This is a genomic window from Streptomyces sp. NPDC042638 (genome assembly GCF_040647235.1).
In the GTDB taxonomy this organism is placed as follows: domain Bacteria; phylum Actinomycetota; class Actinomycetes; order Streptomycetales; family Streptomycetaceae; genus Streptomyces; species Streptomyces rameus.
Genome location: NZ_JBEZBT010000045.1, coordinates 61,879 through 75,138, shown reverse-complemented (window position 1 = coordinate 75,138; position 13,260 = coordinate 61,879). Strand labels below are relative to the sequence as shown.

General features: G+C 71.7%; 14 protein-coding genes and 1 pseudogene. 7 read left to right on the top strand and 8 right to left on the bottom strand.

What is annotated here, in order from left to right; all coding sequences use genetic code 11:
• From AB0B40_RS28940 to AB0B40_RS28915, 6 genes and pseudogenes are all read right to left on the bottom strand, one after another.
• Positions 1-309, bottom strand: a pseudogene (locus AB0B40_RS28940) (hypothetical protein); the annotation flags it as partial.
• A gap of 162 nt (positions 310-471) precedes the next feature.
• Positions 472-1,098: an RNA polymerase sigma factor gene (locus AB0B40_RS28935; protein WP_362266356.1), complete on the bottom strand. Its 627-nt coding sequence runs from the start codon at positions 1,096-1,098 to the stop codon at positions 472-474.
• Positions 1,099-1,249: 151 nt separating this feature from the next.
• Complete coding sequence (locus AB0B40_RS28930) at positions 1,250-1,636, bottom strand: hypothetical protein (protein WP_345053185.1); 387 nt, start codon at positions 1,634-1,636, stop codon at positions 1,250-1,252.
• 157 nt (positions 1,637-1,793) lie between these two features.
• Positions 1,794-2,378, bottom strand: coding sequence for a hypothetical protein (locus tag AB0B40_RS28925; RefSeq protein ID WP_345053183.1), 585 nt, complete (start codon positions 2,376-2,378; stop codon positions 1,794-1,796).
• Between the two features lie 92 nt (positions 2,379-2,470).
• A complete protein-coding gene (locus AB0B40_RS28920; RefSeq protein ID WP_362266353.1) occupies positions 2,471-3,292 on the bottom strand; it encodes a DUF4328 domain-containing protein in 822 nt (273 codons plus the stop codon).
• Between the two features lie 21 nt (positions 3,293-3,313).
• The gene (locus AB0B40_RS28915) at positions 3,314-4,969 is read right to left on the bottom strand and encodes a glycoside hydrolase family 20 protein (protein WP_362266351.1); all 1,656 of its coding nucleotides are present in this window, start codon (positions 4,967-4,969) and stop codon (positions 3,314-3,316) included.
• Positions 4,970-5,123: 154 nt separating this feature from the next.
• Here AB0B40_RS28915 and AB0B40_RS28910 point away from each other — a divergent pair, with 154 nt between their 5' ends.
• The 7 genes from AB0B40_RS28910 to AB0B40_RS28880 all read left to right on the top strand — a co-directional run bounded on the left by AB0B40_RS28910 (position 5,124) and on the right by AB0B40_RS28880 (position 11,206).
• The gene (locus tag AB0B40_RS28910; RefSeq protein WP_345053176.1) at positions 5,124-5,672 is read left to right on the top strand and encodes a 2-oxo-4-hydroxy-4-carboxy-5-ureidoimidazoline decarboxylase; all 549 of its coding nucleotides are present in this window, start codon (positions 5,124-5,126) and stop codon (positions 5,670-5,672) included.
• Positions 5,673-5,863: 191 nt separating this feature from the next.
• On the top strand, positions 5,864-6,244 hold the full coding sequence (gene sdhC / locus AB0B40_RS28905) for a succinate dehydrogenase, cytochrome b556 subunit (RefSeq protein WP_345053174.1): 381 nt from the start codon (positions 5,864-5,866) through the stop codon (positions 6,242-6,244).
• A 5-nt stretch (positions 6,245-6,249) separates the two neighbouring features.
• A complete protein-coding gene (locus AB0B40_RS28900; RefSeq protein WP_345053172.1) occupies positions 6,250-6,732 on the top strand; it encodes a succinate dehydrogenase hydrophobic membrane anchor subunit in 483 nt (160 codons plus the stop codon).
• A gap of 19 nt (positions 6,733-6,751) precedes the next feature.
• Positions 6,752-8,506 carry a succinate dehydrogenase flavoprotein subunit gene (gene sdhA, locus AB0B40_RS28895; RefSeq protein WP_345053170.1) on the top strand — a complete coding sequence of 585 codons (1,755 nt, stop codon included), beginning with the start codon at positions 6,752-6,754 and terminating at the stop codon, positions 8,504-8,506.
• Positions 8,506-9,285 carry a succinate dehydrogenase iron-sulfur subunit gene (locus AB0B40_RS28890; protein ID WP_345053168.1) on the top strand — a complete coding sequence of 260 codons (780 nt, stop codon included), beginning with the start codon at positions 8,506-8,508 and terminating at the stop codon, positions 9,283-9,285. Before sdhA ends, AB0B40_RS28890 begins: the two co-directional genes overlap by 1 nt.
• Positions 9,286-9,408: 123 nt before the next feature.
• Positions 9,409-9,819 (top strand): VOC family protein, encoded by a 411-nt coding sequence (locus tag AB0B40_RS28885; protein WP_345053166.1) that lies wholly within the window; start codon positions 9,409-9,411, stop codon positions 9,817-9,819.
• Between the two features lie 646 nt (positions 9,820-10,465).
• Positions 10,466-11,206, top strand: coding sequence for a TetR family transcriptional regulator (locus AB0B40_RS28880; RefSeq protein WP_362266348.1), 741 nt, complete (start codon positions 10,466-10,468; stop codon positions 11,204-11,206).
• Here AB0B40_RS28880 and AB0B40_RS28875 read toward each other — a convergent pair whose 3' ends face one another.
• Positions 11,207-12,751, bottom strand: coding sequence for an ABC transporter substrate-binding protein (locus AB0B40_RS28875; RefSeq protein ID WP_362266346.1), 1,545 nt, complete (start codon positions 12,749-12,751; stop codon positions 11,207-11,209). It abuts the gene before it with no gap.
• Positions 12,752-12,974: 223 nt separating this feature from the next.
• Positions 12,975-13,214 carry an SCO4848 family membrane protein gene (locus AB0B40_RS28870; RefSeq protein ID WP_345053722.1) on the bottom strand — a complete coding sequence of 80 codons (240 nt, stop codon included), beginning with the start codon at positions 13,212-13,214 and terminating at the stop codon, positions 12,975-12,977.
• Positions 13,215-13,260 lie beyond the last annotated feature (46 nt).

Below are 13,260 nucleotides of genomic sequence, written 5' to 3'. Positions count from 1 at the left end.
AGCGCACCGAGGAGCGGCCCTCGAACTTGTCGTAGCTCCGCCAGGCCCGCACCAGCGTGAGGGCCGCCAGTCGTCCCGGGCGCGGGTCCGCGCGTCGTGCGTGCCCGCGTCGCGGGCGGCCCGGAAGGCGGCCACGGCGCTGCGCTCGGCCTCGGGATCGACGCCCGCGGCACGCAGTGCGGTGCCGAACCGTGTCTCCAGCCCCCGGAGCCCGTGCAGGGCGTCGGCCGGTCCGGGCGCGGCGACGGTGCCGCCAGGGTGCGCGCTCCTGCCACCGGACGACCCGTCGCCGCTGTGCCGTTCACCCATGTCCGTTCCCGTCCTCCTCCGGCTCCGGCCCGCCCGGAATCCCGTCCGCCCGTCCGCCGCCCGCCGCCTGGGCGCCCGCCGCCTGCCGTCCGCCGCGCTCACGCCCCGCCGCCCGCCGCCTGGGCGCCGTACGCCCCTGTACGCGTCCCGCCCCGGTGCCGTTCAGCTCGGTTCGTCGGGCGTCGGCGGGTCGCCGTCCCTCTCGACCGCCTCGCCGGGAGTGCCGAGCCGGCGGGCCAGGCGGCGCAGCCCCCGGTGCGAGGCGGTGCGGACGGCGCCGGGGCGCTTGCCGAGGACGCGGGCGGCGGCCGGGCCGTCGAGGCCGACGACCACCCGCAGCAGGACCGCCTCGGCCTGGTCCCGGGGCAGCGCGCGCACCAGCTCCAGCGCGCGTGCGGTGGACAGGGACTCCAGCGCCTGGTCGTGGGTGCTGTGCCGGTCGGGCAGCTCCAGGGCGTCCTCCTCCAGCCGCATCGCCCGCGGCCGTACCCGTTGCCGGCGCAGATGGTCCAGCGCGCGGTGCCGGGCGATGGTCGCGGTCCAGCCGCGGAACCCCGCGCCGTCGCCCCGGAACCGGCCGAGGTCCCGGGCGATCTCCAGCCAGGCGTCGGAGGCGACGTCCTCCGCGTCCTCGCCGACCAGGCCCCGCAGATAGCCCAGCAGGCCGGGCTGCACGATCCGGTAGGCCACCGCGAAGGCGGTCTCGTCCCCCTCCTGGGCCCGCGCGACGGCCTCGCCCAGCTCCCCGTCCCGCGACTGCGGGCGGCGGGGCTCCCCTCCCTGGCCCAAGACCGTCCTCGCTCATGCCGAGTTCCTGGCCACCGCGTGGCGCTTCCCTCCCGGTGCGACCCGCTCCGGTCCTGCCCGTCGCCCTCCACGATCACCAGCGTCGGCCCAGGCGGAAGTGTCACAGCCGGCCGGCTCGCCCGGCCGGCGGCGGTCAGCCGGCGGCGGTCGCGTCCCGGCAGAGCAGGCGGAGCGAGCCGTGGCCGCCGTAGCAGCGGCGGGCCTCGTCGATCGGGTCCCACAGTCGGCCGTCGGGGGTACGCAGCCAGTGCTCGCCGCCGGTCGCCCACCACTCGGCGCCGGTCCGCCGGGCGATCACCTCGCCGGCGTAGGCGCCGAAGCCGCGCAGCACGCTCTGGACGGCCGCGTACGGGGGGCCTTCACGGCGTATCTCCTCGATCATCCGGTCCACCCGCCACAGACTCTGCGCCGAGTAGTCGAGCCGCACCCGCGCACCCTCCCGCATCGTCGCCACCGCGTCCGCCGCCCACCGCACGGGCTTCGCCGCGGCGGGCGGCCTGGTGTCCTGCTGCGCTGTCACGTACCGAGCTGTCACATGGGCTGTCACATGGGCTGTCACATAGAGGAGAGCGGGGCTGGGAGAGGTTCTGTCACTGCATTTCGAAACGTTTCTCCGACGTTCGGCCAACCGTCGCAGGACCGTCCCGCCTCCCCCGCAGAAAGGTCACAGGTCCCCCTCAAGCGCCCGGTTCCGCGGCGCTGCGCGCCCGGCGGGAGACCACCGCCCGCAGCACCCGGCGGCCCTCCACCGACACCTCAAGCGCCCCGCGCACTCCCTGCGCGCCGTGACCCGCGAGGAGTTCCAGGACCGCTGCCTGGCGGCGCAGCTCGGCGGCGACCAGCGGGGGCAGACCCGCCGTGTCCCCCGCGCGCCCGGCGTCCGGGCCGTCCGGGCCGTCCGGGGCCGGACTGCCGTCGGCGGCCGGGTCGAGCAGCCGGTGGACGCGCAGCGAGGCGACCGAGCAGGCGTCCGCCCAGGGCCGCACCGCGGCGGCGGTGCGCTCGGCCGGGGCCGACTCCAGCATGCGGCGGGTGAGCCGCACGGCCTCGTCCTCGTCGCCGGCGGGTTCCGCGGAGCCGAGCGCGGCACGGGCCAGTGTCAGGCCGCCGGCCCAGTCGGAGCCGTCGGCGAGGCTCGCCCACAGGGGTCGCAACAGCTCGTCGTCACCGCCGAGCAGCGGCAGACACCGATCCAAACAAGCCAAGCCGCTGGCGGCCAGTCCGCGTTCGTCGGCCTGCGCGATCAGGTCCACCAGGCTCATGAATGCCTCCCTCGCCAGGGCGCCGACCGGTACGGAGCCCGCACTTCCCCTTACTGCGTGCGACGGCGCGGGAGTGTCACAGCCACGGGTTTTCAGCCAAGGGCCGGGGTCAGTGGCGTCGGCAGTTCACCGGAGAGGACCTTGCGTTCCTGCATGCGGGTCAGGCGCAGGACCACCACGATGGCGAGGACGGCCGCCGCGATGTCGACCGCGTCGGAGACCAGCATCGCCTTGGCGGCCTCGCGCAGCTCGTCCGCCGTCTCCGCGTGCCGGGAACTGCTGAAGGCGAACCGGCCCACGAACAGGCCGACGAGCCACACCGTCCACCACGCGTTGACCACGCCGTGTCCGCCCCGGGCGCCCCAGGGAGCGCTGGCCTCCCAGGTGTCCGCGACGATCCGGCGCGGGAACCACAGGTTCACGATCGGGCAGAACCAGCCGCCGATCGTCCAGCCGCGGCCCATCCGGTGCCGGGAGGCGTCGAACACCTCGGCGTTCACCCGGACCCGCCACAGCCAGCACAGGTAGACGACGGCCGTGGCCACCAGGACGGTCCCCTGCGCGATGCCGGACGCGCCGTAGAGCGTGTCGGCACGGTCGGCCCGGCCGAGCAGGTCGGAGCCGACGACGCCGTCGGCGATGTCGCCGGTGACGTTCACCTCCAGCACGTCCGCGAAGCAGGCGAACACGTCGGCGGCGACGACCAGGCCGAGCAGCACGGCGGTGGCCCGGGCGAGCCCGGCCGGTGAGCGCAGCCGCGGGCCGCCGGGCGGGCCGGCATACGGCGGCGCGGGCATGGGCGCGGGCATGGGCGCGGGCATGGAGCGGTCCCCCCGGGACAGATGAGAGCTGAGACGGCGCGCGCGGCTCTCCCCGAACCGGACGCGCGAGTAGCCGAACATACGGTCGGGCACCGCCCCGCGTCCATCCGGTTCTCAGCCCAGCCGGTCCGCCAGCTTCCGGAAGTCGGCCCAGGACAGCGCGGGTGTGCCCGGGTCCCAGAGCTTCTGCACGGTGGCCCGCAGCGGCATCCGCACTCCGGCGGCGACCTGGTCCTGGGTCTGCGCGTGCGGGAAGTCACCCCACACCGCGAACGTGCCGCCGAGGACCTGCCCGTCGTAACGCGCCGGTACGGCGGTCGTGCCGCGCACCACCCGCGGGTTCCACTGCTCGTAGATGCGCTGCCCCGTCGGGTACACGAACGTCTGCGGCTGTCCGAGGACGTAGTAGAGGAACTCGTCGTTGTAGTTGACGACCTTCCGTCCCGCGCTCAGGTACTCCGCCGGCTGCCGGGCGCCGATCTCCTTGCCGGTCCAGTAGGCGACCTGGAGGTCCTTGGCGGGCTGCGCGGAGGTGCCGCGGAGGAAGCCGTCGTTCCACGCCCGCATCGTCCTGCCGTGCGCCCGGACGGTGTCGGCGCGGTCGTTCAGCCAGCCGGTGGCCAGGTCGGCGACGGTGCCGCCGGAGCCGTACCGCTGCCGGGCGGCGGCGGCCAGCTGCGGATAGGAGGCCTGCGGGTCCTTCACGGTCAGCGCCTGGTACTCGTCGCCGCCGAGATTCCACTGACCACCGGTGAAGAGACCGGCGTACTCGTTCAGCAGATCGTCGACGATCTTCGCGGAGCCGGGCTTGGAGATGTCGATCGCGCCCCTGGTCGCCACCCCGTTCGCGTTGCGCAGCTGGAGGTCGGGGTGGGCGGCGATGACGGCGCCCAGATGCCCGGGCGAGTCGATCTCGGGCACGACGGTGATGTGCCGGCTGTTCGCCAGCTCCACGATCTTCCCGACCTGCGCCTTGGTCAGGTGGTCCGGGGAGACGATCTCGGGGTGGGTGCTGGACTGGATCCGGAAGGCCTGGTCGTCGGAGAAGTGCAGGCCCAGCTCGTTGAACTTCAGGTCGCCCAGCTCGCGTATCCGGTCCTCGATCCAGGACTCGCTGTACGGCTTGCGCGCGATGTCCAGCATGAAGCCGCGCACCGGCTTGGCCGGCTCGTCCCGTACGACGCCCTCCGGGGCCGTGCCCCCGCCGTGGACCTCCTGCTTCAGGGTGCGGGTGCCGTAGAAGACGCCCGCCTCGGCCGGGCCGCTGATGTCGACCCGCCCGTTCCGGACGGTCATCGTGTACGACTCGCCGTTCCCGCCCCCGCCGAGCGCGAGCCGCACATCGCCCGTGCGGACCTCGTCCGTCGCTCCCGCGTAGGTCAGCCCCAGCTCCCCGGCCACCAGCCGCCCCTCGTCGGCGAGCCCGGCGTCGCTCACGACCACCCGCTCGCCGCTGCGCGGCCGCCAGCCGGGCCCGCGCGCCGGGGTGTGGGAGCGCACCGCGGGTATCGTGCGCGGCGCCCGGGACAGCGGGTAGGACCGGCTCGGGCTGGGGCTCGCCGACGGCGCCCCCGGTTGCGCCGGGTCGGCGCCGGACACCCGGCCGGACGACGAGTGCCGCGCACCCTCCTGCGGCCGCGCGCCGCCGTCCGCCGAGGCCCACATGCCGACGCCCGTGCCGAGCGCGATCGTCCCGACGAAGGCGGCGGTCACCACCGTCCGCTTGCGTATCGCCTGCCGCGCCGGACCCCGGCGCCTGTGCTGGATCACCCTGCCAACGTACGACCACTTCCCGGCCCGGCGGTCACCTGAACGAAGCCAAACTCTCCCGTCCGAGTGAAAATCAGGTATCCCTCGGACACAGCATGACCACTCTCGATAACCTGACGACACACATTTCACAGCATCCCCTGCCACACCACATGTGACGCGAGGACCCACGCTGCCCGCCCACCATCTGCCGTATCTCCCCACGCCCCTCGACGCCTTCAACACCGCCCCCGTCGACGAGGCGCGCGCCCTTCTGCTGCACTGCCTGCACAGCCGGCGCTGGTCCGGCCGGGTCGCCGACCACCGGCCGTACCCCGATCCGGAGGCTCTGCTGGCGGCGGCGGACGAGGCGGCGTACGACCTCTCACCAGGCGATCTGGCCGAGGCACTGGCGGGCGAGTCGCTGCCGGAGCTGCCGGAGGACACCTACTCGGCGGCCCATATGGCCCTCAGCGCGGCACACGCCGCCTACGAGGCGAGATTCGGACATGCGTTCGTCATCTATCTGGGTGACGCCCCCCGGGGCGAGATCATCGACCGGATCCTGGAGGCCATCCGGTCACGATTGGCGAACGATCCGGAGGAAGAGCGGGTGACCGCGGCGGAGGAACTGCGCCGCCTGGCACGGGGGCGGCTGCTGGCCCTGCTGGACGGCGCGAGGAACTGCGCGACCAGGCACAACGCACCCACACCCGGCAGATAACGGGACACCTCACCCCAGAAGCCGCTCCGGCTAGCCCAACCGCGTGCCACTTTGATCACACCGGTAGGCCCGCCGTAAAGCACGGCGCGGCGCATCGCTACGATGCAGAGGGCCGGTGGACCGTACCCGGCCGGGCCCGACCGACAGTGAAGCCGGCGCGGCCCTAGTCCCCGCTCCCGGAGGGTTCTTCCGTGCCGGCTGGAACGCTGTACCGCGGCCGGGAAGGAATGTGGTCCTGGGTGGCTCACCGAGTCACCGGCGTCCTCATCTTCTTCTTCCTGTTCGTCCACGTCCTGGACACCGCACTCGTGCGTGTCTCCCCCGAGGACTACGACAAGGTCGTAGCCACGTACAAGACGCCGATCGTCGCGCTGCTGGAGTACGGCCTCACCGCCGCCATCCTCTTCCACGCGCTCAACGGCCTGCGCGTCATCGCCGTCGACTTCTGGTCGAAGGGCCCGCGCTACCAGAAGACGATGTTCTGGGCCGTCGGCGTCATCTGGGCCGTGCTCATGCTCGGAGCGATCTACCCGCTCCTGGGCCACGCCTACCGTGTCCTGTTTGGGAGCTGACGCCGATGTCCACGACTGAAACCGCCGCGTCCGGAGTCGGCCCCGTCGAGGGCGCCCCCGTCTACACCGTCGACAACCCGGCCCCGTTCATCGAGGCGCCGCGCAAGCGGACCAAGAAGACCCCGAAGTCCACTCGTGGCAACTTCGAGATGGCGGCCTGGCTGTTCATGCGCCTGTCCGGCATCGTGCTGGTCGTCCTCGTCCTCGGCCACCTGCTGATCCAGCTCTTCCTGGACGGCGGCGTCTCCAAGATCGGCTTCGCCTTCGTGGCCGGCCGCTGGGCGTCCCCGTTCTGGCAGGTCTGGGACCTGGTGATGCTGTGGCTGGCGATGCTGCACGGCTCCAACGGCCTGCGCACGATCATCAACGACTACGCGGAGCGCCCGAACAGCCGCCTGTGGCTGAAGGCACTGCTCTACACCGCCACGGTGTTCACCATCCTGCTGGGCACGCTGGTGATCTTCACCTTCGACCCGAACATCCGCTAGGCACGGGGCTGCGAGAAACATGAAGATCCACAAGTACGACACCGTCATCGTCGGCGCCGGCGGCGCGGGCATGCGCGCCGCCATCGAGGCGACGAAGCGCAGCCGCACCGCCGTGCTGACCAAGCTCTACCCCACCCGCTCCCACACGGGCGCCGCGCAGGGCGGCATGGCCGCCGCGCTCGCCAACGTGGAGGAGGACAACTGGGAGTGGCACACCTTCGACACGGTCAAGGGCGGTGACTACCTGGTCGACCAGGACGCCGCCGAGATCCTGGCGAAGGAGGCCATCGACGCCGTCCTCGACCTGGAGAAGATGGGCCTGCCGTTCAACCGGACCCCGAACGGCACCATCGACCAGCGCCGCTTCGGCGGTCACTCCCGCAACCACGGCGAGGCCCCGGTCCGCCGGTCCTGCTACGCCGCGGACCGCACCGGCCACATGATCCTCCAGACGCTGTACCAGAACTGCGTCAAGGAGGGCGTGGAGTTCTTCAACGAGTTCTACGTCCTGGACCAGCTGATCACCGAGGTCGACGGCGTCAAGAAGTCGGCCGGTGTCGTGGCGTACGAGCTGGCCACCGGCGAGATCCACGTCTTCCAGGCGAAGGCCGTGATCTACGCCTCCGGCGGCACCGGCAAGTTCTTCAAGGTGACGTCGAACGCGCACACCCTCACCGGTGACGGCCAGGCCGCCGTCTACCGCCGGGGCCTGCCGCTGGAGGACATGGAGTTCTTCCAGTTCCACCCGACCGGCATCTGGCGCATGGGCATCCTGCTCACCGAGGGCGCCCGCGGTGAGGGCGGCATCCTGCGCAACAAGGACGGCGAGCGCTTCATGGAGAAGTACGCTCCCGTCATGAAGGACCTGGCGTCCCGTGACGTCGTGTCCCGCTCCATCTACACGGAGATCCGTGAGGGCCGCGGCTGCGGTCCCGAGGGCGACCACGTCTACCTCGACCTCACCCACCTCCCGCCGGAGCAGCTGGACGCCAAGCTCCCGGACATCACCGAGTTCGCGCGGACCTACCTCGGTATCGAGCCGTACACGGACCCGATCCCGATCCAGCCGACCGCGCACTACGCCATGGGCGGCATCCCGACCAACGTCGAGGGTGAGGTCCTGGCGGACAACACCACCGTCGTCCCGGGTCTGTACGCGGCCGGCGAGGTCGCCTGCGTGTCGGTCCACGGCGCCAACCGCCTGGGCACCAACTCGCTGCTGGACATCAACGTCTTCGGCCGGCGCGCGGGCATCGCCGCCGCCGAGTACTCCCACAAGGCCGACTTCGTCGAGCTGCCGGAGAACCCGGAGTCGCTGGTCGTCGAGCAGATCGAGCGGCTGCGCACCTCCACCGGCAACGAGCGGGTGGCCACCCTGCGCCGCGAGCTGCAGGAGACCATGGACGCCAACGTCATGGTGTTCCGCACCGAGCAGACGATCAAGACGGCCGTCGAGAAGATCGCCGAGCTGCGCGAGCGGTACCGGAACGTGGCGATCCAGGACAAGGGCAGGCGGTTCAACACCGACCTGCTGGAGGCCATCGAGCTGGGCAACCTGCTGGACCTGGCCGAGGTCATGGCCGTCTCGGCGCTGGCCCGCAAGGAGTCCCGCGGCGGTCACTACCGCGAGGACTACCCCAACCGCGACGACGTCAACTTCATGCGCCACACCATGGCGTACCGCGAGGTCGGCGACGACGGCACCGAGTCCATCCGTCTCGACTACAAGCCGGTCGTCCAGACCCGCTACCAGCCGATGGAGCGTAAGTACTGATGGCTACCCCTGTTCTGGACAAGGCGGACGCGGCCGGCCAGCCCGAGCCCGGCTTCGCCGACTCCCCCTACATCACGGTCACCTTCCGCATCCGCCGGTTCAACCCGGAGGTCTCGGCGGAGGCCGTCTGGGAAGACTTCCAGCTGGAGATCGACCCCAAGGAGCGGGTCCTCGACGGCCTGCACAAGATCAAGTGGGACATCGACGGCACCCTCACGTTCCGCCGCTCGTGCGCGCACGGCATCTGCGGCTCGGACGCGATGCGGATCAACGGCAAGAACCGTCTCGCCTGCAAGACGCTGATCAAGGACATCAACCCCGAGAAGCCGATCACGGTCGAGCCCATAAAGGGCCTGACGGTCCTGAAGGACCTGGTCGTCGACATGGAGCCGTTCTTCCAGGCGTACCGCGACGTCATGCCGTTCCTGATCACCAACGACACCAACGAGCCGACGCGTGAGCGCCTCCAGTCCCCCGAGGACCGCGAGCGCTTCGACGACACGACGAAGTGCATCCTGTGCGCCGCGTGCACGTCCTCGTGCCCGGTGTTCTGGAACGACGGCCAGTACTTCGGGCCGGCCGCGATCGTGAACGCCCACCGCTTCATCTTCGACTCGCGTGACGAGGCCGGGGAGCAGCGCCTGGAGATCCTCAACGACCGCGACGGCGTGTGGCGCTGCCGTACGACCTTCAACTGCACGGACGCCTGCCCGCGCGGCATCGAGGTCACGAAGGCGATCCAGGAAGTGAAGCGCGCGCTGATCACGCGCCGCTACTGATCTTCCACGGCGCACGACGAGGGGCCTTGCCTTCCGGTCACCGGGAGGCAAGGCCCCTCGTCGTCGTGGCCCGACACGGTGGGGCTCCTCGCATCTGGACAGGTCGACTCCTAATCTGACGACATGTCAGACGAAGAGTCGTACGAACTGCTCGGTTTCGACAACGTGCTGCTCCCCGTCGGCGACCTCGGCGAGGCCGTCGCCTTCTACCGACGAGCCGGGTTCACCGTGGGGTACCGGTTCGACGAGGCCGGGATCGCGCAGCTGAGGGTCGGCGGGGAGACGCCCGGCCTCCTGCTGCGCGCGGAGGAGGGACTGGGGCACCGGCCGCCGCACTGGCCCGCGCCGCGGGTCTGGCTGGAGGTGCCGGACGCGCGGGCGGCGGCACGGGAACTGGCCGCCGCCGGCATCGCGCCGCTGGACGAGCTGTCCCAGGGGGTCACGGGCTGGTCCGTGGAGATCGCCGATCCCTGGGGCAACGTCCTGGGCCTCACGGACTACACCAAGCGCCCGGCACTGGGCCGCCGAAGCTGACCCGCCGACCCGGTCGACCGCGTCCGAGCACCGGATCCGCCGGCGGGGCGTGCAGGAGCACGGGAGCAGGTGCCCCCCGGTCCGCCCGCGGGAGCGGACCGCGCCGACGGCCGGGACGTGACCGGCACGACCGCCGCGCCCCCACGCGGGGCCGGGGCGCGGCGGGCCGGGGCATCCCCCGGACGACCCAGCCCGCGGACCGGCCGCCCTGCACACGGCCGAGTGCGCGCTGTGCGCCTTGTGCGCGCAGGGGCGCGCATCCGCGCCACCGGCCGGGGCGCCGGCCACGGCCGGTGCCGTCGGCGCTGCTGCCGGCCGGCTCGGCCGGGGCGCGTGGCCGCCTGCCGGGGCGCGTGGCCGCCTGCCGGGGCTCGGCCACGCCGGCACCCTCGACGAGGCCACCGTCGTCGGCGACCGCGGCGGGCCTACGGGGGCCCGCGCGCCCGGAGCGTCGTCCGGTGGGCGCTGCGCACGGCCGGCCCGGGGCGCGGTACTCGCGGCGGCGAAGTGGCGGGACGCGGCACGGCGGGGTGGCCGGCGGGGCGGGCAGGTGCACCGGCGGGCCGACGCTGGGCCCACCGCCCGGACGGGGGCCGGACCTACGAGCCGCCGAACCGCTCCGGCGTCACTCGTTAGGCTCTTCACCGTGCCCGCGAAGAACGACGGCCCCGAGGCGGCCGGCCCCCAGAGCAGCAAGTCCGAGCAGACCCGCGCACTGATCCTGGAGACCGCGATGCGGCTGTTCCAGGAGCACGGGTACGACAGGACGACGATGCGGGCCATCGCCAGGGAGGCCGGGGTCTCCGTCGGCAACGCCTACTACTACTTCGAGGGCAAGGAACACCTGATCCAGGGGTTCTACGACCGGATCGCCGCCGAGCACCGGGTGGCCGTCCGGGAGGTCCTGGACCGGGAGACCGACCTGGAGGCGCGGCTCGCGGGCGTGCTGACCGCGTGGCTGGACATCGCCCGGCCGTACCACGAGTTCGCGGTCCAGTTCTTCAAGAACGCCGCCGACCCGGACAGCCCGCTCAGCCCCTTCTCACCGGAGAGCGAGCACGCGCGCGAACTGGCCATCGGCGTGCACCGGGAGGTGCTGGCCGGCTCCAAGTCCAAGGTCGTCCCCGAACTGCGGAACGTCCTACCGGAGTTGCTGTGGCTCTCCCAGATGGGCCTGGTGCTGTACTGGGTCTTCGACCGCACGGAGGGGCGCGAGCGCAGTTACCGGCTGGCCCGGCGCGGGGCCCGGCTGACCGCCCGCGGTGTCTCCCTGGCCCGCTTCCGTACCCTGCGCCCACTGGTGCTGGAGGTCCACGAGCTGTTCACGGACTTCCTGCCGGGGATGACGAAGGCCCTGCCGGACCCTGCCCGGAAGAAGGCCGACTGATCAGATCCACCCCAGCCGCCACAGCCGGAACACGCCCGTGCCGTCCACCAGGTACTGGCTGCCGCCCACGTCCTCGGTGCTGACCACGTAGTCCTTGCGCTGCCACAGCGGGATCAGCGGGACGTCATGGGCCACGTCCGCCTGGATCTCCTCGAAGTCCTTCGCGGCCCGGCTGCGGTCGGCGAACTGCTGGCTGTCCAGGATGAGGTGGTCGACCAGCTTGTTGCTGTACCCGGTGCTCATCGCGGAGCCGGTGCCGACCAGCGGGGCACCGAAGGTGTCCGGATCGGGATAGTCGGCCACCCAGCCGACCGCCCACGCGTCCATCTTCCCGGCCGCCCAGCGCTTCTGGAAGTCGGTCCACTCGTAGCCCTTGACGTCCACCTTGAACAGGCCGCTCGCCTCCAGCTGCTTCTTCAGCTCCGCGGCCTCCGGCGCGCTCGCCTCCCGGTTGACGCCGTAGCCGAAGGTGAAGCGCACCGGCAGGCTCACCCCGGCCTCGGTGAGCAGCTCCCGCGCCTTCTGTGTGCTCGGCTTCGGGTAGTCGTCGAAGAACGAGGTGGTGTGGCCGGTGATGCCGGTCGGGATCAGCGAGTACAGCGGATCGACCGTGCCCTCGTAGACCGTCGAGGCCAGCTGTTCGCGGTTGACCAGCCAGGCCAGCGCCCGGCGCACGCGCGCGTCGTGCAGCGGGGAGCCGGGGCGGGTGTTGAGGTACAGGTTGCGGGTCTCGGCGCTGTCGGAGTCGGTGACCCGCTGGCTGGGGTCGCTCGGGTTCAGCGCGGAGAGCACGCGCGGCGGCAGGGTGCGGGTGGCGACGTCGATCTGACGGCTCTTCCACGCGCGCTGGAGCTTCCCGGAGTCGGCGTAGTAGCGCAGCGCGACCGGGCGGCCGGTGCCGCTCAGGTACCCGCGGTAGTTCCTGTTCGGCTCGAGGTCTGCCTCGCGGCCCTTGGTGTACGCCGTCAGCGTGTACGGACCGGTGCCGTCGACCCCGCTGTCCGTGCGCAGGGCGTCGGCCGGGTACTTGTCCTTGTCCACGATCACACCGGCGCCGGTGGCGACCTTCAGCGGGAAGGTGGCGTCCGAGGACGACAGGTGGAAGGTCACGGTGTGCTCGTCGTCGGCGCTGACCGAGCCGAGCGTGCCGAGCAGTGAGGCCGGACCGACATCGGAGTCGATCTTCTTCACCCGGTCGAAGGAGTACTTCACGTCCTCGGCCGACATGGCGCGCCCGCTCGGGAAGGTGATCCCGGAGCGCAGGGTGCACCGGTACGTCCTCAGACCACTGCCCTCGAACGCGCAGCTCTCCGCGGCGTCCGGGACCGGTTCCACGCCGCCGGGCTCGAACGTCAGCAGCGACTGGAAGACGTTGCTGAACAGCGCCCAGGATCCGGCGTCGTAGGCGCCGGCCGGGTCGAGTGCGGTGACCGCGTCCGTCGTACCGACGGTGATGGCCCTGTCCTTGTTCCCCCGCGACGGCAGCAGCTGCCAGCCTCCGACCCCCACGACTGCGAGCACGAGCAGCGTCAGAAGAATCCGCATGCGAACAGATCGCACGGTGGTGCCCTCCCCGGGGCCGTCAAGGCCCTACCCCTGGCCCAGCACGAATCGGCCACTCCCCCTCGAGTGACGCGGCTCACCTAACCACACGGGTTTCACCGCGCGGAAGGGCTTTCTGTCCAGTTGTGGAAGAACTTACCGAGGTCTTGTTCCGCCGGGTTCACAGCTGCTCCACAGCCATGGCAGGCGGCCGGCCGGCTCCCGGCTATGACGTCCGGCGCAGTGCGCGCAGACCGCGCAACCCGATGACGCCGATGACCGTCCCCCATACGAAGGACACGACCGCCAGCAGCAGATGCACCCAGAAGTACGCGGTCGGGTGACCGTCGTCGAAGGCGAGCCCGCTACCGTCCTTGACGAGATTCTTGACGAAAGTGATCCAGATGATCCAGCTCCACACCCCGAAGGCGAGCAGGAACCAGGAGACGGGGCGGCTGAGCTTCATACCCCCAGTATCGCCGTCCACCGCCGGGTTCCGTGTCGGGGGTGGG